The following is a 23,011-nucleotide window of genomic DNA, read 5'->3' on the forward strand; positions in this document are numbered from 1 at the left end:
CTTGAAGATAGGCGCTAACTTAGATTACCAAATACATATCAACAAGCCACCCAAACGCATATCAAGCCACCAAAACTCATATCAAGCTGCCCAATTGCACATCAAGCCACTTAGGCTTTATAAATTCTGATCCTCCGATGCTTGCTTCAGGCCAATTCCATTTCACAAACCTTCATGCATCCGATCCTCACGTTTTTGCTAACTTTACTTTTAATCCCATAGCTTTCATTCCCTTTGTGTTCAATCACTTTTCCTTCATTCACGTTGCTCTCCTTTACTTACTCTCCTTGCAGATTAATAAAAGCATCCTCGGCTTTCACCGATTCAGGAATCAAATCCTTTTCAACGAGCCATGCACGTACATTTTCCCATGATTCCATCTCCTGCCGACCAAACGGTTGGCCTTCTTCATTCATGAGTGGCAGCAGAATTGCCAGACTTTTGGTTTCGATCTCCGGGTCAAGCGGTGATGTTTCATTCTCATGAGCGAGGAGAATACTCAAGGCTTCTTCTGGATGCTCAGTCACATATTTCTGTCCTTCCTGGATCGCTTTGACGAACCGGGTAAGTTGGTCTTTTTTTGCTTCAATGCCAGCTTCACTCGCAGTCAGGACCAATTCATAATAATCAGGCACACCATACTCGACAGGGTTAATCGATTTTATGGCATGTCCTTCTTTCTCCAAAATCAATTGCTCATGGTTAATAAAACCACCCATAATTGCATCCGCCTGTCCGGAAGCCAGCGAAGGAATCAGATCGAACCCAACGTCGACCAGATTCATGTTGTCGGGATTGCCGCCATCCTTGCTGATCATCGTGCGTACCATCGCTTCGTACAGAGGAATGGAGGAATAACCAACAGTCTTTCCTTCAAGGTCTTTGGGTGAACTCACGTTGCCATTCGCTTCGGTCAACAGATGCACAAGCGGGTGGCGAACAACAGCAGCAATGGAACGTACAGGAATGTTCTCACCACGAGCGAGCAAAATTTGGGGCTGGTAGCTTAGAGCCAGATCAATTTTCCCGGCAGCAACAAGTTTGAGTGAATCATTGGTATCCGCAGGCATCTGAATTTCGACATCGAGACCTTGATCTGCAAAGTATCCTTTTTCTTGAGCAACGTAGATGAAGGAATGTACTGCATTCGGGTACCAGTCGAGCATGATGGACAGTTTATCTTTAGCGTCTGATGCTGGTTCGGTTGCAGACTTGTCTGTTTGTTGTGCATGGGTTGCAGAGTCTGTTGTTGGCGTGTTTTTGCTGGTATTCGTGGTGCTGCATCCGCTAACGATCAGCAAAAGGCTAATGAGCATGATGGGAAGCAGGGAGTATATACCTTTGTTATTCATAAATGAAGTTCCTCATTTCATCGTTTTGTTTACATCTAATTTCTCTCTAATTTTTATCCAGCTATTTTTTCTCTCCATGACGCCGTATGCTAAACCGTTTCTCTATCCAGGCAATTAGTACAAACAAAACGATACCCAGCAGGGATAACAGCACAATAGCTGCAAACATCGCATCCGTGTTCATGTTGCTGGACATGCGACGGCTGAAGTATCCGAGACCTTTGCTGCCACCGAGCCATTCGCCAATCGTTGCCCCAACTACACAGTACACCACAGACATCTTTAACCCCGAGAAAAAAGAGGGAAGTGCCAGTGGAACCTGGAGTTTGCGAAAAATATCCCACTTGCTGGCGCCCATGGTAAGCAGCAGTTCACGCTGCTCTGGATCGCCTTGGCGGAGTCCATCGTAGGTACTGACCACAATGGGGAAGAATGCGATTAAGAACACGACCGCGACTTTGCTCCACAACGTGTAACCAAACCACAGGATGAATACCGGGGACAGAGCAATCAGCGGGATGGTCTGACTGATCACGATGAAGGGATACAAGGCCTTTTCAATCGATCGGTTCATATGCATGCCTGTTGCCAGCGTAATTCCAGTCACTATGGACAAGCCAAAACCAACAAGAACCTCCATAAAGGTAGCAGGCAGATGTATGGTCAGCAGCAGACGACGATGCTCAATTAGTGAGTTTACGATGGCCGTTGGTGCAGGAATGATGAAGGAGGGCACCCATCCCATAAGCACAATCGTTTCCCAGATCGCCAGTAAAGAGAGCATGAGCAGAATAAACAAACCATATTGGGAAAACGACCTCGAGAGCCACTTTGAACACCACGTCCAAACGCTAACCTCAGCTCTATCATTTTGCATGTAATTGTTCCTCCAGTTGTTTCCTCATCTGCACGAGAGCCGGTTCGTAGATCAGGTCCGAATGCCTTGGGCGTGGTAAAGGAACCGTCATACCCCGTAACTGCTGACCTTGTCCCCCTGGAGTTAACAGAATGATACGGTCACTTAACAGCAGGGCTTCTTCAATGTCATGTGTAATGAACAGCACGGTTTGGCCAAAGCCTTCCCACAGCTCCAGCAACCAGCGATGCATTTCTCGTTTGGTTAAAGCGTCGAGTGCACCGAAGGGTTCATCCAGCAACATGAGCTGCCCGCCTGTAAGCAAGGTACGGAGCAGTGCCACCCGCTGCCGCATGCCGCCGGATAACTCATCCGGATAGGCCTGCTCGTAACCGAACAAGCCGAATCTTGCCAATCCTGCCATGATATCGGCTCGTAGTTTGTCCTTGTCCTGTCGGCCTGGTGCCAATTCGGCAGGCAGCATGCAGTTCTCCATGACGGTTCGCCAGGATAACAGCAGATCTTTCTGCGGCATATAGGCGACTCGTCCGAGCCGTTGTCCTTGCGGTACATCAGCTATATCGATGGTGCCAACGGTTGGCTCATGCAGGCCTGCGAGCAGCTTGAAGAGCGTGCTTTTACCTGATCCGCTGGAGCCAATGAGCGAGACAAATTCTCCTTGTTGGACCTGAAGCGACACATTGGCGAGCACGGGGGAATCCTTTTTTTTAGGAAAAGCGAAGCTAACGTTCTCAATGGTTACATGGTTGTTCATCTGTTCCTCACCCCCTTAATGCCAGACTGCTGGAATAACAACGGCATCCTGTACTCTGCAAAAGAAACAAAAAAGACCCACCCATTTCCGGAGAAATGAGTGGGTCTGTAAGTTAAATCCGCAATTTATCTTCACATACATGAAAAAATTCCGCTTACTAAAAGGCCGCCGCTCCACTTCCCTCCGCTGGTATGATCCAGATCAGGTTCAAAGGGTCCGAATAGTCATATTCGTCTCAGCCGCAAGGCTCCCCTAGTGCAATGTTCAAGATATGCAGTTGTGTGTTCAGCATATATCACTTGAACATGAACTGTAAAGAGGCAGCATGATGGATTTCTTGAGATGAGCGTGGATTCAGACCCGAACAACTGAACAATTTACCTGGGCTCCCTAACCCGATATAATAGTGGTGGCCCGTATAGGCCGGATCACAAAATGCAGGTGGGATTGTTCTCCCTCCTAGGCAGAATGGGGACCCGAGTTGAAAACGTTCAAAAAAGTATATATTGAGATCACGAGTATCTGCAATCTGGCTTGCAGCTTCTGTCCGCAGACGCAACGTGCCAAAGGATTCATTGACCCTGAAGTCTTCAACAATATACTGGAACAAGTTAAACCACACACCAATCATATTTATCTACATGTCAAAGGCGAACCCTTGTTGCATCCCAAAATAGATCTGTTGCTCGATTCCGCACATGAGAAGGGACTCAAGGTGAACATTACAACGAATGGTACACTGTTACCCAAGACTCAGCATAAATTGCTTGGCAAACCAGCGCTGCGGCAGATGAATTTCTCCCTGCACAGCTTCGATGGGCATGAAGGTTCAACAGACCGTGACGGTTACCTGCGTCATATTTTGTCCTTTGTACACGAGGCCGTTAAGCACAATGTCATCATCTCATTCCGGCTGTGGAATCTGACGCAGGATAACTTCACAAATGCTCAGATGAATCGAAATCGGGAGACCCTTGAAGTACTGGAACGTGAGTTCAATCTGGACTTCCGCATTGAGGAAAAAGTGGTTCCAGGCAGCGGGGTAAAAATTGCCCCGAATGTATACCTGAATCAGGACCATGAGTTCCAGTGGCCAAGTCTGGATGCACCTGAAGATGACGGCAAAGGTTTTTGCCATGCACTTCGCGGTCAGGCAGCTGTACTTGTGGATGGAACGGTGGTTCCATGCTGTCTTGATGGCGAGGGTGTAATTAATCTGGGTAATGTGCACGAGAAGTCATTCTCGGAGATTATTGAGGGTGAGCGAGCGAACAATCTGGTATATGGCTTCTCCAAACGGGAAGCTGTAGAAGAGTTGTGTCGAAAGTGCGGTTATCGTCAGAGATTTGGAGCCTGATATCTTATATCAGCAAGCCGGAAGCCATTCAAGATCACACATTTGGAGACAAATGTAGTGGTCTTTCTTTGTTATCGGGAATTCAAGTGAGGGGTACATACGTTACAAATGAGCATACCAGAGGTTGATTTCAGCATATTGCTTGAGAGACCTGGCATGCAAAAAATGCCGATATGACAGGGATTGCAGGATGTCATGATATATCTGATCTAATGATTATTCTAGTTACCTTCCTTATTTGGTAGGATTAGGTTGTGGGTCGGACAGAGGTGCACCTCTGACGAACTTCCAGGACAAGCTCAGGCTTGTACACTACCAAAAAACGAGAGAATAAGGGAGGAATAAAGTTATGAAAAAAATATTGACGTTGTTGCTGTCGGCTGGTTTGGTTGCTTCCATATTTGGTGTAGCTCCGGTTGCTGCTGCACCTACAGTTGTTAATTCAACGATTGTTGTTCCAAAGGGCACGACCTATGACGGTCAAGGCAAAACATTTGTAGCCAATCCTTCCACACTGGGTGACGGTTCTCAAGCAGAAAATCAGAAGCCAGTCTTCCGTCTGGAGGCAGGGGCCACGCTCAAAAACGTAAACATTGGATCACCAGCTGCTGATGGTGTTCACTGTTATGGCAACTGTAATATATCAAATGTGGTCTGGCAGGACGTGGGCGAGGATGCACTGACATTGAAGTCTGCCGGAACGGTCAACATTACCGGCGGGGCAGCGTACAAGGCCTATGATAAAGTGTTCCAGATGAATGCGGCTGGAACAATTAACATCAAAAATTTCCGTGCAGATGATATTGGCAAACTGGTTCGCCAAAATGGTGGAACATCCTTCGCAGTTAACATGACGCTGGATAACTCCAATATTTCCAATGTGAAAGATTCGATTTTGCGTACAGACAGCAGCACATCACAAGGGAAAATTACGAATACCCGTTATTCCAAAGTACCAACGTTGTTCAAGGGGTTTGCTTCAGGGAAAACGAGCCAGTCTGGGAACACGCAATATTAAGAACAGGGATACCTTGGAATACGGATTGAAGGCGTGTATGGATAAGGTAGCTATTTCACATCGTGAAGTATGTCCAAAAGGCATCCAGGGGGATGCCTTTTCCTATGCCAACTTTTGATTTTTGTAGAGACCATTGCCACAAATACCCATCTGATGTACATTAGAAGCAATGAAATAAGTGAACCGGGAGCTCAATGAAGTTGGGCTGAGAGAGTGGCCTTGTGCCGCTGACCGTACATCTGATCTGGGTAATGCCAGCGTAGAGAACATGGATTTGCGATATGTAAGGGTGAATTGTGGGAATGAACGTGGATGAACAACAGACCTCTTTGAACTGTGGTGGTGTATCTGCCATGACGAAGGGGTGCTGGCTGATATTCCGTATTTTCGACATCCATCCATTACATCATTGTGAGGATTGTATACTGCGCGTAAGGCCTGCCCGGAACCGGGGAGGCTTTTTCGTTTATTATGATAACCCCCACAGGGAACAGAGGAAGGACGTAGAGAACATGGCAACAAAAGCAGGCAACAAGCGATTGAAACTAACGGATATTCTGGTAACCATCGTAATCGCAGTAGTGTTTGGGGTGATTTACAAGATATGGGGACCTACATATGACTTGATGAAACCGTTCGGCGTTCATGCGGAGCAGATGATCTACGGCATGTGGTTTATGGCGGGCACGTTTGCTTTTGTTATCATTCGTAAACCAGGCGTGGCGATTCTTGCCGAAGTTGCGGCTTCAACGGTAAGTGCTTTTCTGGGCAGTGAATGGGGCATGTCCACACTTGTATACGGTCTGTTGCAAGGATTGGGAGCCGAGATATTCTTCGCCGCATTTTTGTATCGCAAAACCAATCTGTTTGTCACTTGTCTTGCAGCCATAGGAGCTGCAGCGGCTTCGCTTTTGCTGGATTATCAGTACGGGTATATTGATTCACTCTCGGCCTGGAACTACACGTTATTTATCGGATTCCGCTTCATTGGAAGCATTTTGATTGCTGGAGTGTTCGCTTATTATCTCGCCAAAGCATTGGAACTGACCGGTGTAACGCGTTCGCTCAGACCGGTATCGAAACAGGATTATGAGGCTCTGGATTAGATGAACGGGGAAGGGAATTCGCAAGCGGTAAGTGTCACAAATCTAAGATGCAAGTTCCCGGGAGAGAAAGCCTTGGTATTTCAAGGCTTGTCTCTTTCTGTGCGTCAAGGAGAGAAAGTGTTGTTGCTTGGCCCAAGTGGCTCCGGTAAATCGACGTTATTGCAAATTCTGAGCGGTCTGATACCACGTTCGGTTGAGATTCCGATGAAATGTGATGATATTCAGGTTCCCGCCAAAGCAGGAGTGGTCTTTCAAGATCCGGATACCCAGTTCTGTATGTCCTTTACGGATGAAGAGATCGCATTTGTGCTGGAAAACCGAAATATTTCGCGTGAAGAGATGGCGGGTATGATTGAATATTATCTGGATCAGGTGGGGTTATCCTTTGAAAAGAATCGTGTATTAATCCAGTCCATGTCTCAGGGGATGAAGCAGCGTCTTGCGATTGCTTCGATGCTTGCCATGGACCCGGAGGTATTGTTTTTGGATGAACCCACTGCACTGCTGGATGATGAGGGTACTTCTCAAGTGTGGGATACCGTTAAACGGATTGCAAGTGATAAAACAATCATCATTGTTGAACACAAAATTAATGAGATTGTGGATATGGTCGACCGAATTATTGTGTTATCACCTGAAGGAAAGATCGTGGCGGATGGGCCAGCACAGCAGGTATTTACACATGAACGGGGCAAGCTGAAGGCTTATGGAATCTGGTATCCGGGTGTGTGGGATGAGCACGAGCAGGCAGCTAAGGAGGAAGAGGGAAGTAATTCTGGAGAGCTTCAAGTGTGTGTGGATCACGGCATCTCAAACTTGGAAGCACAGCAACCGTCTGGCTTATCCGATACACCGGGTATATCCCCCATATCTCACGTCTCATCCTTATCACCTGGATCACCCACCTATCAGCCTGCACTGGACTTGAAGCAGTTCACCGGATGGCGTGGGAAAACACCCTTCATTCAGGTCGAGCAGGCCAAAGTATGGCATGGAGACTGGATTGGTATTGTCGGAGCTAATGGAGCTGGAAAGAGTTCATTGTTGTTATCTCTGATGAATATCCTAAAAACAACAGGTCATTATGAGGTTGAAGGCCAGCCTTCTGGCAAAACGGAGCAGCTTGCAGATCAAATCGCGTTTGTATTTCAGAACCCGGAGTTTCAATTTGTGACTAACACCGTCGCGGAAGAAGTGGAATTCTCATTGCTGGGGGGCAGGCTTACAACGGAAGAAAGACTTGCCAGGACGAATCAGATGCTTAATCAATTTGGATTAATCGACCTGTCCGAGCGTCATCCCTACCAATTATCGATGGGGCAGAAACGACGCTTGAGCGTTGCCTCTGCACTGGTGAGAGAGCAGCGAATACTGCTGTTGGATGAACCTACTTTTGGGCAGGATGCCCGCAATACGTTTGCCATGTTAGCCCAACTGGAGCAATTGCGGAGAGAGGGAACAGCCATTGTTATGGTTACCCATGATCGTGAAATTGTAAAAAGATATTGCACCCGAATCTGGTCGGTGGATGAGGGGAGGTTATCTGATGCAACTGTCGTTTCCTCACCGTGAAACCTGGCTTCATACCGTTAATCCGGGATTAAAGATGATCATTCTGACGATGATGTTTGTTATCGTTATCCTTATCCACAATCTGAATGTAATGGCCAATGTTGCTGTGGCGATGATGTTATTACTGTGCTGGACAGGTCACCCATGGTATAGATTGATCCTGTACGCGTCCCCATTCATTCTGGTGTTTATCTCCACATCTACAGGTATGATGATGTTTGGTAAGGGAGAGACCACATGGTATACGTGGGGACTGATTCACATAACCGAAGAGAGCTTCTATCGCGGTCTACACTTGGGTTTTCGCTCGCTGAGCATGGCGGCGGCTGGGTTACTCTTTGGTCTTACGACCAAGCCAGTACGGCTGTTTTATTCCCTGATGCAGCAGTGGAAGCTACCTGCAAAATATGCTTATAGTTTTCTGGCCGCGATGCGCATGATCCCGATTTTGCTGGATGAATTCCAGACGCTCCGTTACGCTATTCGTATTCGGGGAACAAGGCAGCGCGGATCTCGTTGGAACGTGTATGGTACGCTGAAGCGTTACGCTATTCCGCTACTGGCACAGAGCATTCGCCGTGCACAGCGAATGGCGGTAGCGATGGAAGCGAAGGGATTCACGGATGGCGCGAGCCGAACGTATTACATTCAGATTGGCTATTCGCGAGCTGATCTGTGGTTTGTATTTTATTATATGCTCACCTTAACAGCTGCTTATTACATTGGGGTCACCTTTCCTTATCATGCTACGATGGTGGATGTAAGGTAATACGGGGAGATAGAGTGAAATATATTGAGGTAACCGGTAACTTTTTCCTGTATGCAGCGTCTATATGGAAATAACTTCTAATGGATGGGGATGAACGAGAGTGAAGACGGGTCCTGACTGGCAGAGAACAGGGTACAAATGGATTACCATGACTGGATTATCAGCTGTGCTGTTGACGGGCTGGATGCTGCTGGATTCCAAGATGGTTGTGCTTGGAGGACAAGCTTTGGCTACAACGCCACAAGCCTTGGGTGCAAGTTCTCAAGCCTCATCAACACAGTTGGCCTACAAACAAGGAGAACCCGTTACGCTCATCAATGACATCCCTCTGTTCAAAAACAAGAGGGACGGCAGTGTGGCTGCTGACCAGATGGGGATTGAATACTATACAACAAAAAACGAAAAGTATACGTTGGTCTCGGTTCGAGGCGAGTGGGTACAGCTTAAGTCAACCGATCATGGAAACTTTTGGCTGCCAAGTTGGTATGCACTGAAGGAGAGCAGAAGCATGACGGAAACAGCTCCCCAAAGCTTCACACTCCAATCAGGCAGCAAGCTATATCTGGCTCCAGATAGTTCTACAACTTGGTCTAGTGAGAAAGCGCTAACAGATAAGGCTGTTATTGTTGCAAAGTGGAAAGGCTGGTATGGGGTCTCCATTGCCCCACGAGTCTGGGATAAAGAATCCTTCACGTATCGACCAGGACTCTTCTGGATCAAGGCACAGGCTATAGAACAGCGGATGAATGTGGCGGATGGTTGGTTCCAACAGGATGCATCGGTGCCAACTTCGGTTATACGCCATCTGGCAGATATTAAGCTGAACAAGGCAACCACCTCCAAACAAGTGGCTGAGTGGTTAGGCGAGCCGGATTGGAAAGAACACTCCAGCAATCTTAAAGACACTGGTTACCCGATGAGTATTGGACAGACCTGGCGATATGAGCGAGCAGACGGCCAGGTCTTGGTGACATTTAATAAGAATGGCAAGCTGATCAGAACTCGCTGGAACCTACCACAGAAGGATCGAAATGCTGTCGTTTCTGATTGGAACATCAGTCGGGCGGATGAATATGGGTTTACGACAAAAATCTATGGTACAACGCTGCCGTCTACAATACCCTGGAAATCGGTATGGACCAATCAGGGTGATATCAACTATACCTTTTTGCAAGCAGCTACAGATGATGTTCTCCTGATGAAAGGGGATGACGGTGGGTTTAGTGGGTTTCATTATGAGAGTTCAGCATACGCACTTGACCGACATTCCGGCAAGAAATTATGGGAGATTAACGCGGGATATGGAAGACAGCAGGTAGAGGTGGATGCGGGACGCCAACAGGTTACCATCTACACTGATTATGACCCTAAGAAGAAAGAATATGTAGATCGCATACGCCACCTCCAGTTGAAAAACGGTGATGTCGTATGGGAGTATGCCCCCAAGCAAAAATTCAGATTGAATGGCATCACCGCTGCTAAGAACGTTGTGGTTGTGGATAGCCCGGTTGTTGAGAGCTCAAGCAACAGTTGGTTAACGGTTCTGGACAGTGCAAACGGAAAAACATTGTGGACGCGAAAACTGGCCACAGGTTATGAATTATTGAACAAGAGTGCAGATGACCCCTATGTGTTGTATTGGGAAAAGAATAAGCTGGTTGCAGCCGATCCGCAATCGGGCCGAACCGTATGGAGCTTAAAGGGCAAACGATCCACCATAGAACAATTTTGGAATGATCCATATACTGGTGGAATTGAACGTCTTGATCCCTTTGCAACCACGAAAGCTGAAAGATGGCTATCACTAGATAATCAGTGGCTTCTGCTTGATCTGAACACGGGGAAAAAGCTTGCCCAATTCCCTGCTCGGGTAGGACAGAGATTTGAGGAGCTGAATGATGGCATGTTGTTGATCCGTGAGAACAAAAACGGCGATCATTACGGAGAATATGAAGATTTTACAACTACCCTGTATGATGCCAAGACAGGCAAAACACGCTGGACGATCAAGGGCAAGATTGAACGAGGACTGGTGGAAGAGGATCAGTTGTATGTGATTAAGAACGGTTATCCAGCGGCTTTGGATTATAAAACGGGGGAGACGCGTTGGAATGCCAAAGATACGATTGCAACACTAAGGCATCCGACGAATCAGGGAAGTTATCTGGTCATTGATGATCAGTTACTGTTGCCCATGGACGAGAATTTGCTCGTGATGAACAAAAAGAATGGAGCACTGTTAGGTCGTGTACATGACGTTGTGATGGGAAACCCGGAGCATCGCGACCGGGATGCGAAGAATGGAATGATCAACCGGATCGGAAATGAAGTGTATGTGGGTTCGTCCAACGGACGTTTTCGTGTATATGAAGCCAGCCGCCTTCAGGAGGCAATCTCACCTTAAAAGCTTGTCTCGTAAGGGATGTTGATTTATTATAAATGAACAGGCTTGCTCGCGCTCCGGTTATCGGCTGTGCGGGCTTTCTTCATGTGTTCTTGAAGAACCATGCATGATCATTCACGGGAGGACTCTCCATGATCTCATTATATGGTGTAAGCAAACGTTATAACGAGCGCGGTTCCCGTGCAGATCAGGGATTCGAAGCATTAAGCTCGGTGTCCCTCGAAGTGGGACAAGGAGAAATACATGGCATCATCGGATCGAGTGGTGCAGGCAAATCCACGCTTCTGCGGATGCTCAACGGGTTGGAAAAGCCGGATGATGGTGAGGTTGTTGTGAATGGGCAGCACCTGACCCAGATGAATGAACAGAGTCTGCGTCAGGCACGAAGATCCATTGGCATGATCTTTCAACACTTCAATCTTGTCAGTAACCGAACGGTGAGTGGCAATGTCTGCATGCCATTGGAGCTTGCGGGTATGCCCCGTGCGCAGCGAGTTGAACGTGGACTTGAGGTGCTGCGGTTTGTTGGACTGGAAGACAAGGCGGGTCAATATCCTGCTCAGCTTAGCGGAGGACAGAAGCAGCGTGTGGCGATTGCACGAGCGCTGGCCAGTCGTCCGAATGTGCTGCTCTGTGATGAACCGACCTCTTCGCTTGATCCACAGACCACGAACGGTATCCTGGATGTGCTGCGACATATCAATGAAACGCTGGGCGTGACCATTGTTGTAGTAACGCATGAGATGGAAGTGGCTCGCCGACTATGTCACAGGATATCCGTCATGAAGGATGGGCGACTCGTTCGTACGTTGTCTAAAGCGGAAGTGAGCAGTATCCCTGCTCCGCAGCCTGATCTGCTGACCTCCTTGCTTGCGGGTGACGAATACGGGATGACAGGTTCGTCTCTGTTCCGTCAGGCAGAACAGGAGGACAAGTCATGAGGTTACCTGAGTCTGTGCTGAAATATCAGCATGAGATATGGCAGGCGATTGGAGAGACTTTTGTCATGGTGGGCATCTCCATTGCGGCAGCTGTTCTGATCGGGTTACCTTTGGGTACTCTGCTGTACTTATTCCGGAGAGGACAACGGTATCAGAATCAAACGCTGTCCTTTGTACTCGGTAGTGTCGTCAACATCGTTCGTTCGTTTCCATTCTTACTGCTGGTTGTATTCATGATTCCATTCACACGGATTGTTGTGGGAACGTCCATAGGTACACTGGCGGCAACCGTGCCACTCTCGGTTATTGCGATTGCCTACTACGCCAGACTGGTGGAACAAGCGTTGCTGGATGTACCGAGGGGAGTGGTTGAAGCTGCTGCTTCCATGGGGGCATCGACGATGCAACTTGTGGTGAAATTCTTGTACGTGGAGGCACGATCTGGTCTTGTACTGGGACTCACGACAGCTACGATTAGCTTCATCTCCTACTCGACGGTGATGGGTATTGTAGGTGGCGGCGGGGTTGGCGACTTTGCCATTCGCTACGGTTATCAGCGCTTCGAAACGGAGATTATGGTATTTACGATCATCATTATGATTATCCTGGTACAGATGATCCAATTCACAGGCAGCAGACTGTCCCACTGGCTGGATCGCAGATCCTGAACGGTTGGACCGTGTATTATTAAGAATAACCAATACAGATTATACGATGAGGGGTAGACATGAAATGAAAGCAAAAATGATGCTTATGTTGCTTGCAGTAATGCTTGTTGTAGCTGCTTGTGGCAAAAAAGAAGAAACACCTGCGGCTGAAGGAACAAAAGAAGATACACAAGCTGCACAAGAAGTTACGCTGAAAGTAGCCACGTTGATTCCACCGATGACAGATGTACTGGATATTGTTAAACCGCTATTGAAGGAAGATGGAGTCAATCTGGAAGTTGTTGTGCTGTCAGATAACGTACAGCCAAATACGGCACTGGCGAACAAGGAAGTGGATGCAAACTTCTTCCAACACGTACCTTACATGACCCAGTATAATGAAGCGAACAATGCCAATCTGGTGGCTGTACAGCCTATCTATAATGCCATCTATGGCGGCTACTCCAAAAAGTACAAAACGATTGAGGAATTGCCAGAAGGTGCAACGATTGCAATTGCAAACGATCCTTCCAACATTGGTCGCTCTCTTGTGATGCTGGAGCAGAACGGATTGATTAAGCTGAAAGAGGGCGTAGGTTTTAACGCCACACAGGCAGACATCACCGAGAATACAAAGAACTTCAAGTTTGAGGAAGTGGACTTGTTGATGCTGGCTCGCATGATGGATGATGCTGATCTGGTAGCCATGACACCGGCATATGCCAGTCCACTCGGTCTTACACCGAAGAAGGATGCACTGTTAACCGAGAAGGATGATTCCCATTTTGCAATCACCATGGTTGCCCGTGAGGATAATAAGGACTCCGAAGCGATCCAGAAGCTGGCTAAACGCATGGCGGGTCCAGAGGTCAAAGCCTTCTTCGAAGAGAAATATGCAGATATCGCGATCCCGGCATTTAAATAGAGAATACGTTGGTCCAATGTAAATAACCTTTAGATCTGAGCGATAACGCTTGGATCTTTTTTTTGTCGTTCGCGTGCTTATTAACAAGTATTTAGAAAGTTAACAATTTGGTCATATCCCCGGAACACTTTATTTAATAGTTTTTTCGTATAATTTGTTTGAAAATAGTTCTTTTGGATTATAAATTAAGAGATTTGTTCGAGTTTTTTAGTGTAAAGAGTGTTTTTCACAAGAAGTGAGACCTAGTTTTTTAAAAAGATGGTTTACAATCTATGAGAGCTTCACAAGAGCTATATAAGTTGTATGAATCATTCAGCGATTGGCAGGTTGTTCTGTCATCGGAGTGGCAAGTGTGAATAATTTCTAGTTCAACTTATAAGTAGATCAAGTAAAACTAAAATTAATCTGGAAGAGGTAGAGAAATTTGTCCCGAAAAAATAGCAAATCGACCTGGTTCAACAAGATGCATAAGAACTTTAAGACCAAGCTGGTGGTGTCCTTTATTGCTTTTCTGGCCATTCCTTCGTTAAGTATTGGAGTTTTATCGTATAACAGTGCAAAAGATGAAGTGGAGAAACAAATTTTACATAGTGCGATGGAAAATGTGAACCTTGCCAGTGCAACGATAGATCTTTCAGTCAATGCCAAGCGGAACCACATTGAATATTATGCGAGTACACTCGCGGAGCAATTGCGTCAAGAAGATGCCGAGGTTCGGGTTGTGAACGAATTGAAGGGGTATGCCGCACAGAACAAAGATATCATCACCATAGGTGTAGGCACAGAGGCAGGTGTGTATCTGATGTCCTCTGATGCGGAGATGCCTGAGGATTACGATCCGCGAACAAGACCATGGTACACAGAAGCGATGGGTACTCCACAGCAAGTCATTGTTACAGACCCTTATGTTTCTGCCGAGACAAAAGAGATTACCATTACGATTGCGAAGGCACTGGAAGACCAATCTGGTGTGGTCCAATTGGATCTCAATCTGGCGGACATTAGTCAATTGGTTAGCGGAATTAAAGTAGGAGAAAAGGGACATCTGATTCTGCTGGATGCCAGCGAAAAGTATATCTATCATCCGACGATGGAACCTGGAACAGATGCAACAGAAGATTTTTGGACACAAGTGTATACGAATGAATCCGGTAACTTCAACTATACCTTTGATCAGGTTGATAAGGTCATGTATTACGCCACGAATGAATCAACGGGATGGAAGGTCGCAGGCACCATGTTTTCTTCTGAAGTGGAGGATGCCGCTGCGCCTATTCTGAATCGAACAATTATGGTGATCGTTTCCTGTCTTGTCATCGGAATTTTGATCATCTGGCTGGTGATGCGATCGATTGTTAAACCGATTCGTCAGTTGAAGGATCAGGCGATTCAGGTGAGCGAAGGGGATCTAACCCAGACCATAACAAGTACAAGCCATGATGAGATTGGTGAACTGAGTGATGCCTTTGGCAAAATGCAGCACAATCTGCGTGTGCTGATTCAAAATGTGGAGAACAGCGCCAGTCAGGTAGTCATCTCATCGGATGAAATGACTCAGAGTGCGGAATCAACCAGTGCAGCCAGTGAGCAGGTAGCGCGAGCCATCCAGGAAATTGCGAGTGGTGCGGAGAAACAGACCCAGGGTATTGAACATAACCATCAGGCCATGAATGAAATTACGATTGGGATTACAAGAATCGCCGAACGTTCCATACATGTCGCTGATTTGGCGAAACATACAACCGTACAAGCAGAAGAAGGCGGCAACACCGTCAAGCAGACGGTGAGTCAGATGCAATCGATTCAAGAGACGGTAGAACAGACAAACCAATTGATTCAGGCGTTATATGAACGATCACACCAAATTTCAGCGATTACGGAGTTAATCGGAAATATAGCCAAACAGACAAACCTGCTCGCGCTGAACGCATCCATTGAAGCTGCTCGTGCAGGTACACATGGCAATGGATTCGCCGTTGTAGCAGCAGAGGTTCGCAAGTTGGCAGAGCAATCCGGGCAGTCCGTCAATGAAATCACCGTGCTGACTACGGCGGTTCAGGAAGATATGGCTGCTTCCGTTCGCATGATGGAGAAGGTGACTTCAGAGGTTGGAGAGGGCATGGACATCTCTACAGAAGCGATTCGAAAGTTTGAACGTATTCTGGATAGCATGCGGGAAACGACACCTCAGATTGAAGAGATTGCTGCCACGTCACAAGAGATCACAGCAGGTGTGCAGGAAGTATCTGCTGTATCCAATGAGTTGGCAGGTATTGCGTCAGGCAACGCCGCAACTTCCGAAGAAGTGGCCGCTTCCTCAGAAGAGCAACTGGCAGCGATGGAGCAGATTTCTTCCTCGGCTCGTGGCTTGTCTAGCCTGGCTGAAGAGCTGCAGCGCTTGATTAGACAGTTTAAGTATTAAACGGGATCGTAGAAGAGAGTATTACAGGGACAGCATCACATCATGTTTCATTAGAGGGAGTGGACAACCATGCAACTGGAACTCAAAGCCTTCTTACTGCTAACGGATGCGGTCATGATTACAGATGAGGAGGGTGTGATTCTGGATGTGAATTCCGTTTATGTAACCAAAACAGGATTCTCACGGGAGAGCACCATAGGTCAGCCTGCCCGATTGCTAATGGATACCCACTGGAGAGGAAATCAGACATGGTCGGGCGTTGCCAAACTGATGAAGGCTGATCAGGAAGTGTGGGAAGCCCAGGTTACGATTACATCGGTTCATTTGGATGATTCTCTTTTTTATATCAGCATATTTAATGATGAATTTTCATGAAAAAAAACGTTGTTTGGTGATAAGGGGATGTTAGCTGAAAGTAGTAATTATTTTCAAAAAAATGGTCAATATCGTCAATTGAATAAGGGAGCACGGCATACTATGATTTGTGTACTGAGGAACTGCGACCGTGAATCTGACAACATTCATTGAATGCATGAAATCCTGAAGTCGTAATGTGGACGGTGACCATTTGCTACGCGATCTTGTATTAAATTTCACGCTAATTTTGATCTTTGTTTTCCTAATTCATCACTATTTGAACCATACAAATGCTACCCGTTCAACATCCATCACGACTCGGATCATTATTGGTATTACGCTAAGCATGTTGGGCACGGCGCTCTATTATTTCTCTATTGTGCTTGAGGATGGTACATTGTTGAATTTCCGGGCTAGTGTGTATCTGCTCGCTGCTTATTTTGGTGGAAGTGGCTCTGCATTCGTTACTTTTGCATTCATATGGATTTTTCGGATTAATATGGGGCTTAATCCCTTGTTGGAGAACTGGCAATATGCGTTGACAGAGTTGTTATTTGTTGTAGCCATATGCCTGATCTTTAAGTATATCAGGGGATTTATGCAGAAGTGGTTGTCCGGAGCGTTGCTGCTGATAACTGTGTATGAGTTTTTTGTACTACAGATATATTCTTCTTCTCTGCTAATGATGGGGCAGATTCTTCTTTTTCAATGTATCTGTCTGCTATCCGTTATATTATTCCTGTATTATCTGAACCAAAATCATCGATATAGGAGATTGGTCATTCAGAGGGATCAGGAAATGCTGGAGATGCTTCGTATGCAGCCGGGTTTTACTTTTAAAATCCGAAAACAGAACGGAAAGTTCGAGTATCTTGTGCTTGAAGGAGAGATGCTCTCCCGACTGGGCTTGGATATGAGTAGTCTGAAGCAAGATTACAAACTGGGCACATTGGATATTTTACCTCAGGAAAAGGTAGAATTTCTGCGAAAGCAGTTTAACCGGGCATGGGAAGGGGAATCTTTTTTTTACGAAATTGAGCATGAAGGTTACTATTCGCTGGTGAACGTTCGCCCTCTGCGAGAAGAGGGTGTGGTGAAATATGTCGTGGGATATGGTCTTGATATTACGGAACACAGAGCGGTTAAGCGAAGGATTCAAGAAAGTGAAGAGCGATATCGAACACTTGAGCGAGTGTCGGCAGACTGGTTTGTCGGATTGGATAACAACAGAAGTATTGTGTCGGTTAATCAGAAATTTCTGGATGTTCTCGGTCTCGGCAGGCAGGAAGTGATTGGGCGTCAGTTTGAAGATTTGTTGTTCATTGAGCAGCTGGAGAACTGGTTGTTCGTTTTCCAAAAAGCCTTACATCACAATATAACACAGGATACGGAACTGAGTTTCATTGTTGGAGAAGGTCATGAGCAGCATGTTCGGGTTCACCTATACCCTGTTAAAGTACTAAACTCGAGTGAGAAAATTAAGGCAGTCATTCATGACATTTCGGATCACTATAGACGTGTTAAGGCCGACAAAGCAAGCCAGGCGAAGAGTGAGTTTCTCGCATTCATGAGCCACGAGATTCGTACCCCACTGAGCGGTATTATCAACTTTTCGTTGTTGCTTCAACGGACAGATCTATCTCCACAACAAAAGGATTATTTGAGTAAAATCAATGCGTCCTCCCAAACCTTGCTTGCCCTCGTAAATGATATTCTTGATTTTTCGAAAATTGAGGCAGGCAAGCTGATTTTGGAGAAGGTCTCTTTTTCACCAGAGGATGTGATCAAACGTGTGGCAGATCAGATCGGTGTGGCCATCGGGCACAAAGATATCGAAGTGATCTTTACAACCGATCCCGATCTGCCATTAAAGGTGATTGGTGATCCGTTCCGACTTGAACAGGTGTTATTGAATCTGCTCAGTAATGCGATTAAATTTACGGAGCATGGATATGTAACGTTGCAGGCAGAGGTTCTTTCATTGGAGGCGGAGCGAGTTCATGTCCGTTTTGAGGTAGAGGACACGGGAATCGGAATGTCACCTGAACAATTGGAACGGCTTTTTGTCCCGTTTACACAAGCGGAACCCTCGACGTATCGAACATATGGTGGCTCTGGTCTTGGGCTGGTCATCTGTTACCTTCTGGTCACCTCTTTGGGAGGAAGCTTGCGGGTGGATAGCGTGCTGGGAGAGTACAGTCTGTTTTCATTCGACTTGATATTTGAACTTGCAGATTCGGAAGAAGAAAGTTCCTTCCTGCAAACATACCCTCTTCTCTATTGTGCCGATGATGTGGTTATCGTTGAAGAAGATGAACGAATGGGCGAAAGTCTGAAGCAGTTACTCTATTCATTCGGGATGAAGCCGAAGCTGTATCCTTCGTTGAACCATATGATGGAAAGTGATTGGTATGTCCATCATGTAGATGGGGCAAGTTCCATGTTGATGATGATGGATATGGATGCAGAGGAGACCGTCAACGGATCGTCATGGGACAGTTTCATGAAGCGATTGAATCAAACCAAATTTCAAATGGTGGGTTATACCCATGCTTTTAGTGAAAATGCCCTGTGGAGTGAGGAGAGATCCTTTCGCCCGGATCTCATGATGATCAAACCGATTACACGTCTGGGATTGTTCGAAGTGTTACTTGCACTTCAGGGTGAAGGGCCATTGGAGAAAAAGCGGATGATAGAAGGCGATGAATCTTATTTGCTTAAATCCAAAGGGCACATTCTGATCGCTGAAGATCATGAAATCAATCAACTGGTCATTCGGGCCATGCTGGAACATACCGGATTCAAGGTGACGCTGGCAAACAGTGGCACAGAGGTTTTGAAGAAATTGGACGAACAAACATGGGAACTGATTCTGATGGATCTCTATATGCCAGGTATGAACGGAATTGATGCAGCTCGACATATTCGCAAGATGAGGAAATATGATCGTACACCTATTATCGCGCTTACAGCGAATAGTTTAAAAAGGGACCATGAATTATATCTTGAAGCAGGCATGAATGCCATTCTGACTAAGCCCATACATGAACAACAGATCGCAGACATTTTGGAAATATGGATTGATCTAAAAGGCATAAGGGAGATCAATGGAATTGATGCAGATAAGGCGATCAGACAGATGGACGGCAAGCCGCATATTCTGCAATATGCGCTCACGAAGTTCAGAATGGAGTATGGCTTGTTTCAGCAAAAACTGTCGATTCAGCTTCAGCAACAGCAGATTGCTGATGCAATTCGTAGTGTTCATTCTCTTCGAGGCGTAGCTGCGAATCTGCATGCAGTGGACCTGATGTGTGCGGTTCTCCAACTGGAATCGCTCTTGTCCCATCCGTTATTTAAAGAAGAGGAACTGCGTTCGGTATTGGAGAAGGTGCAACAGGAAATTGATAAAATTACCGGGTCTCTGCCATGGTGAGCTGAATAAAGCTGTGTTGTTTTAAGGTGTGAACTTATATCCGACCCCCCAGATGGTTTGAATGTATTGGGGGTTTTTTGGATTGTCCTCAATTTTTTTACGAAGCTTGGTAATGTGCACATCGATGGTGCGATCATTAATGTAGGCATCAATACCACGAATGGCTTCAATCAGGGCATACCGACTGTAGACCTTGCCAGGATTGAGGATAAACAGCTTCATGATCTCAAATTCGGAAAACGTCATCTCCACGCGTTGGTTATTCAACAGAACGGTTCTTCGCGCCAGATCGAGAGATATACCGGTTTCCTGTTCAGTGGCAACAGAGCTGTTCAATATAGAGTAGCGGCGCAATACAGCCTCAATACGTGCCTTCAGCTCCTGCATGCTGAAAGGCTTACATACATAGTCATCAGCCCCATCTGTTAATGATCGAATCCGCTCAGAAACCTCGGTTAACGAAGAGATGACGATAATGGGGATTGCCGTATGTTGGCGCATGAGAGAACAAGGATTCTTATTACCCGAATCAGGGAGCATCAAGTCAAGAAGCAGGATATCAGGCCGCGCTTGAAGCTGTAGAAGACCATCTCTTGCGTTATCGACACGGATAACATCATACCCTTCACCTTGCAAATACAAGGATAATGTATCGCCTAACATGTTGTCGTCCTCTATGATAAGCACTTTCGTCATGATATTCCTTTCTGAACCCCCTTCTTGTAGAAGGACTAAGATCCATGAATTACTTAATATACCTGATATTTAAAACATGCAACATGAGGAAGTCAAGACTCTAACATGACTTCAAGAAGGTGAGAGACTCCGATTTAATGCTTGCCAAGGTGTGGATCAGCTTCACGCTCGATCAGGCGCATCAATTTGCGCTCGGTAGCGCTTTCTGGCGCAGGGGTGTAGACACTGCAACGCAGATCGGAACTGCCCTGAACCTGCAACGAAGTCAGATCAAACAACATTTTGCCTGCTTTGGAATGCCTGAATTCGATTAATACGTCCGGGGCACTGCTGACGCTGCTTTGTTTCCAAAGGGTATGAAAATCGGGATGTCTGTTCATCATGTCATCCAGAAATAAATTATACCATTCATCATCAACATACTGGCCATAGTAAGCACGAAAAATCGCCAGAAATCCGCTAACAAAATCCTCCCAGTTCACCGCGAGCCTGCGAAACTCCTTTCGATCAAATAACAGACTGATCATATTCCGCTGTTCGGGGGCAATCTGTTCAAAATCCATAAAAACATGGCGGGCTGCATCATTCCAGCCGACAATGTAACAACGCCGGTCCGAGATCACGGTAGGACAGTGATGAAGTTCTTGCAAAATTTTCTGCAAGGAAGGGTGAAGTTGAACCGGTTCTTCTTCCAGCATAGGCAGCTCCGAGTGATGCTCCATGGCGAGCGAAAACAGATATTTTCGTTCATCTGCAGTAAGCCTCAGTGCTGAAGCAATGTTATCCAACACGGAATGGGATACCTGAATATCCCGACCTTGTTCAAGCCAGGTATACCATGTTGTACTCACTCCTGCCAGTTGGGAAACCTCTTCTCTCCTCAGCCCAGGCGTTCTGCGCCGACTTCCGGTGGGTAAACCGACCGATTCGGGAGAAATTTTGGAACGCTGTGTTTTCAGAAAAGTGGACAATGCCTGTAACCTGACATCATAGTTCAATCCATCACCTTCAATCCTCGTTATCATGGTAGTCATTATACTATTATAATTGACAACTTGTAATAGGATATTCAAAAGTGCACTATTAGTGGCAGAGCGTAAGAGTAAGGTAGACAACAGCGCTGAAGGAGGATGGACATGGAACGAGTCGTGATTACAGGTATGGGAGTCATCTCTCCTTTGGGAAATGATGTACATACATTCTGGAATGGATTAATTGAGGGTAGATCAGGTGTATCACCTATAGAGCATTTTGATACAGCTTCGTACAAAACCAGAATCGCTGGCGTGGTCCGTGATTTTGATGGTGAAGAGCGTTTTGGACGCAAGGAAGCAAGACGCATGGACCGATTCGTTCAATTCGCTGTTGCTGCTGCGGATCAGGCTGTATCACAATCAGGTCTTGTGATGGATGAATTGGACCGTGAACGGGTAGGTGTATATATTGGTTCAGGCATAGGCGGCATCCAGACATTGATGGAACAAGGCAAGGTCCTGTCAGATCGGGGACCTGCGCGCGTCAGCCCAACACTGGTACCTATGATGATATCCAATATGGCTGCGGCTACGGTCAGTATGAGGTTTGGCTGCTGGGGGCCGACATTGTCGCCAGTAACGGCTTGTTCCATTGGCAATACCGCCATTGGAGAGGCTTTTCGGTTAATTCGTCATGGCGGAGCTGATGTCATTATTGCTGGAGGAACAGAAGCGGCTGTAACGGAAGTGTCACTGGCAAGCTTCGGTAATGCGACAGCGTTGTCTACACGAAATGAAGCGTTCCAAGCAGCCAGTCGTCCATTTGATGCAGGGAGAGACGGTTTTGTCATGGCGGAGGGCGCTGGAATTCTGGTTGTGGAATCACTGTCTCATGCACTGGGAAGAGGGGCGAATATTCTTGCTGAAGTGATTGGATATGGTGCCAGTTCAGATGCGTATCATATGGTAGCTACCCACCCGGAAGGACGGGGTGCATATCTGGCTATGAAAGCATCACTGAAAGAGGCTCAGATTGGACCTGAAGACATTGATGTGATTAACGCTCATGCCACCAGTACGGAGGCAGGTGATCTGTCTGAGACAAGAGCGATTAAGCAACTTTTCGGGACAGGTGCCTATGATATTCCAGTCACAGCGAATAAGTCCATGACGGGACATATGCTTGGTGCAGCAGGTGGTGCGGAGGCGATCTCACTTATTCAAAGTCTGCGGTATGGCATCATTCCTCCAACCATCAATCAGGAGCAGAGGGATTCCGAATGTGATCTGGATTATGTACCAAACGAGGCAAGAAAAGCAGAGCTGCGGATTGGGATGTCTAATTCCTTTGGTTTTGGCGGTCATAATGCGGTTATTGTTCTTCAAAAGTATTCATCTTAAGCC

The 23,011-nt window shown here is 46.5% G+C and carries 18 protein-coding genes and 2 riboswitches; of the genes, 13 read left to right on the forward strand and 5 right to left on the reverse strand.

Annotated features, from left to right (window positions below; all coding sequences use genetic code 11):
* Positions 1-278 precede the first annotated feature (278 nt).
* The 3 genes from MHI12_RS04435 to MHI12_RS04445 form a co-directional block, all read right to left on the reverse strand.
* On the reverse strand, positions 279-1,352 hold the full coding sequence (locus tag MHI12_RS04435) for an ABC transporter substrate-binding protein (RefSeq protein ID WP_405171652.1): 1,074 nt from the start codon (positions 1,350-1,352) through the stop codon (positions 279-281).
* A gap of 61 nt (positions 1,353-1,413) precedes the next feature.
* The gene (locus MHI12_RS04440; protein ID WP_405171653.1) at positions 1,414-2,229 is read right to left on the reverse strand and encodes an ABC transporter permease; all 816 of its coding nucleotides are present in this window, start codon (positions 2,227-2,229) and stop codon (positions 1,414-1,416) included.
* On the reverse strand, positions 2,219-2,983 hold the full coding sequence (locus tag MHI12_RS04445) for an ABC transporter ATP-binding protein (protein ID WP_405171654.1): 765 nt from the start codon (positions 2,981-2,983) through the stop codon (positions 2,219-2,221). Before MHI12_RS04445 ends, MHI12_RS04440 begins: the two co-directional genes overlap by 11 nt.
* Before the next feature lie 161 nt (positions 2,984-3,144).
* Positions 3,145-3,247, reverse strand: a riboswitch (TPP riboswitch).
* A 217-nt stretch (positions 3,248-3,464) separates the two neighbouring features.
* Between MHI12_RS04445 and MHI12_RS04450 the strand changes: the two genes are divergently transcribed.
* From MHI12_RS04450 to MHI12_RS04505, 12 genes are all read left to right on the forward strand, one after another.
* Positions 3,465-4,340, forward strand: a complete 876-nt coding sequence (locus tag MHI12_RS04450; protein WP_338591071.1) for a radical SAM/SPASM domain-containing protein — start codon at positions 3,465-3,467, stop codon at positions 4,338-4,340.
* A gap of 349 nt (positions 4,341-4,689) precedes the next feature.
* On the forward strand, positions 4,690-5,358 hold the full coding sequence (locus tag MHI12_RS04455; RefSeq protein ID WP_405171655.1) for a pectate lyase: 669 nt from the start codon (positions 4,690-4,692) through the stop codon (positions 5,356-5,358).
* A gap of 172 nt (positions 5,359-5,530) precedes the next feature.
* A riboswitch (TPP riboswitch) is annotated at positions 5,531-5,641 on the forward strand.
* Positions 5,642-5,870: 229 nt separating this feature from the next.
* A complete protein-coding gene (locus MHI12_RS04460) occupies positions 5,871-6,464 on the forward strand; it encodes an ECF transporter S component (protein ID WP_315371099.1) in 594 nt (197 codons plus the stop codon).
* A complete protein-coding gene (locus MHI12_RS04465) occupies positions 6,465-8,036 on the forward strand; it encodes an ABC transporter ATP-binding protein (protein WP_405171656.1) in 1,572 nt (523 codons plus the stop codon).
* Positions 8,011-8,805 (forward strand): energy-coupling factor transporter transmembrane component T family protein, encoded by a 795-nt coding sequence (locus MHI12_RS04470; RefSeq protein ID WP_405171657.1) that lies wholly within the window; start codon positions 8,011-8,013, stop codon positions 8,803-8,805. The genes MHI12_RS04465 and MHI12_RS04470 overlap by 26 nt, the downstream gene beginning before the upstream one ends.
* 100 nt (positions 8,806-8,905) lie before the next feature.
* Positions 8,906-11,209, forward strand: a complete 2,304-nt coding sequence (locus MHI12_RS04475; protein ID WP_405171658.1) for a PQQ-binding-like beta-propeller repeat protein — start codon at positions 8,906-8,908, stop codon at positions 11,207-11,209.
* A gap of 131 nt (positions 11,210-11,340) precedes the next feature.
* Positions 11,341-12,150, forward strand: coding sequence for a methionine ABC transporter ATP-binding protein (locus tag MHI12_RS04480; protein WP_405171659.1), 810 nt, complete (start codon positions 11,341-11,343; stop codon positions 12,148-12,150).
* Positions 12,147-12,818, forward strand: coding sequence for a methionine ABC transporter permease (locus MHI12_RS04485; protein ID WP_047841707.1), 672 nt, complete (start codon positions 12,147-12,149; stop codon positions 12,816-12,818). The genes MHI12_RS04480 and MHI12_RS04485 overlap by 4 nt, the downstream gene beginning before the upstream one ends.
* A 46-nt stretch (positions 12,819-12,864) precedes the next feature.
* Complete coding sequence (locus MHI12_RS04490) at positions 12,865-13,722, forward strand: MetQ/NlpA family ABC transporter substrate-binding protein (protein ID WP_221819287.1); 858 nt, start codon at positions 12,865-12,867, stop codon at positions 13,720-13,722.
* 424 nt (positions 13,723-14,146) lie between these two features.
* Entirely contained in the window at positions 14,147-16,144 is a 1,998-nt protein-coding gene (locus tag MHI12_RS04495) for a methyl-accepting chemotaxis protein (protein WP_405171660.1), read from the forward strand.
* Between the two features lie 69 nt (positions 16,145-16,213).
* Positions 16,214-16,519, forward strand: a complete 306-nt coding sequence (locus MHI12_RS04500) for a PAS domain-containing protein (protein WP_036672654.1) — start codon at positions 16,214-16,216, stop codon at positions 16,517-16,519.
* Between the two features lie 193 nt (positions 16,520-16,712).
* Positions 16,713-19,937: a response regulator gene (locus tag MHI12_RS04505; protein WP_405171661.1), complete on the forward strand. Its 3,225-nt coding sequence runs from the start codon at positions 16,713-16,715 to the stop codon at positions 19,935-19,937.
* 21 nt (positions 19,938-19,958) lie between these two features.
* On the opposite strand, the gene MHI12_RS04510 is transcribed toward MHI12_RS04505, so the two are convergent.
* Together MHI12_RS04510 and MHI12_RS04515 are read right to left on the reverse strand one after the other, a co-directional pair.
* Positions 19,959-20,633 (reverse strand): response regulator transcription factor, encoded by a 675-nt coding sequence (locus tag MHI12_RS04510; protein ID WP_405171662.1) that lies wholly within the window; start codon positions 20,631-20,633, stop codon positions 19,959-19,961.
* 134 nt (positions 20,634-20,767) lie between these two features.
* The gene (locus MHI12_RS04515) at positions 20,768-21,631 is read right to left on the reverse strand and encodes a helix-turn-helix transcriptional regulator (protein WP_150366300.1); all 864 of its coding nucleotides are present in this window, start codon (positions 21,629-21,631) and stop codon (positions 20,768-20,770) included.
* A gap of 138 nt (positions 21,632-21,769) precedes the next feature.
* Here MHI12_RS04515 and fabF point away from each other — a divergent pair, with 138 nt between their 5' ends.
* On the forward strand, positions 21,770-23,008 hold the full coding sequence (gene fabF / locus MHI12_RS04520; RefSeq protein ID WP_405171663.1) for a beta-ketoacyl-ACP synthase II: 1,239 nt from the start codon (positions 21,770-21,772) through the stop codon (positions 23,006-23,008).
* The last annotated feature ends 3 nt before the right edge of the window (positions 23,009-23,011 follow it).

Source organism: Paenibacillus sp. FSL H8-0280 (assembly GCF_045040665.1).
Lineage (GTDB): Bacteria > Bacillota > Bacilli > Paenibacillales > Paenibacillaceae > Paenibacillus > Paenibacillus xylanexedens_A.

Excerpts from the sequence above, each read along its gene's own strand:
- MHI12_RS04435 (WP_405171652.1), bottom strand. The coding sequence starts at position 1,352 with ATGAATAACAAAGGTATATACTCCCTGCTTCCCATCATGCTCATTAGC.
- MHI12_RS04440 (WP_405171653.1), bottom strand. The coding sequence starts at position 2,229 with ATGCAAAATGATAGAGCTGAGGTTAGCGTTTGGACGTGGTGTTCAAAG.
- MHI12_RS04445 (WP_405171654.1), bottom strand. The coding sequence starts at position 2,983 with ATGAACAACCATGTAACCATTGAGAACGTTAGCTTCGCTTTTCCTAAA.
- MHI12_RS04455 (WP_405171655.1), top strand. The coding sequence starts at position 4,690 with ATGAAAAAAATATTGACGTTGTTGCTGTCGGCTGGTTTGGTTGCTTCC.
- MHI12_RS04460 (WP_315371099.1), top strand. The coding sequence starts at position 5,871 with ATGGCAACAAAAGCAGGCAACAAGCGATTGAAACTAACGGATATTCTG.
- MHI12_RS04465 (WP_405171656.1), top strand. The coding sequence starts at position 6,465 with ATGAACGGGGAAGGGAATTCGCAAGCGGTAAGTGTCACAAATCTAAGA.
- MHI12_RS04470 (WP_405171657.1), top strand. The coding sequence starts at position 8,011 with ATGCAACTGTCGTTTCCTCACCGTGAAACCTGGCTTCATACCGTTAAT.
- MHI12_RS04480 (WP_405171659.1), top strand. The coding sequence starts at position 11,341 with ATGATCTCATTATATGGTGTAAGCAAACGTTATAACGAGCGCGGTTCC.
- MHI12_RS04485 (WP_047841707.1), top strand. The coding sequence starts at position 12,147 with ATGAGGTTACCTGAGTCTGTGCTGAAATATCAGCATGAGATATGGCAG.
- MHI12_RS04490 (WP_221819287.1), top strand. The coding sequence starts at position 12,865 with ATGAGGGGTAGACATGAAATGAAAGCAAAAATGATGCTTATGTTGCTT.
- MHI12_RS04500 (WP_036672654.1), top strand. The coding sequence starts at position 16,214 with ATGCAACTGGAACTCAAAGCCTTCTTACTGCTAACGGATGCGGTCATG.
- MHI12_RS04510 (WP_405171662.1), bottom strand. The coding sequence starts at position 20,633 with ATGACGAAAGTGCTTATCATAGAGGACGACAACATGTTAGGCGATACA.
- fabF (WP_405171663.1), top strand. The coding sequence starts at position 21,770 with ATGGAACGAGTCGTGATTACAGGTATGGGAGTCATCTCTCCTTTGGGA.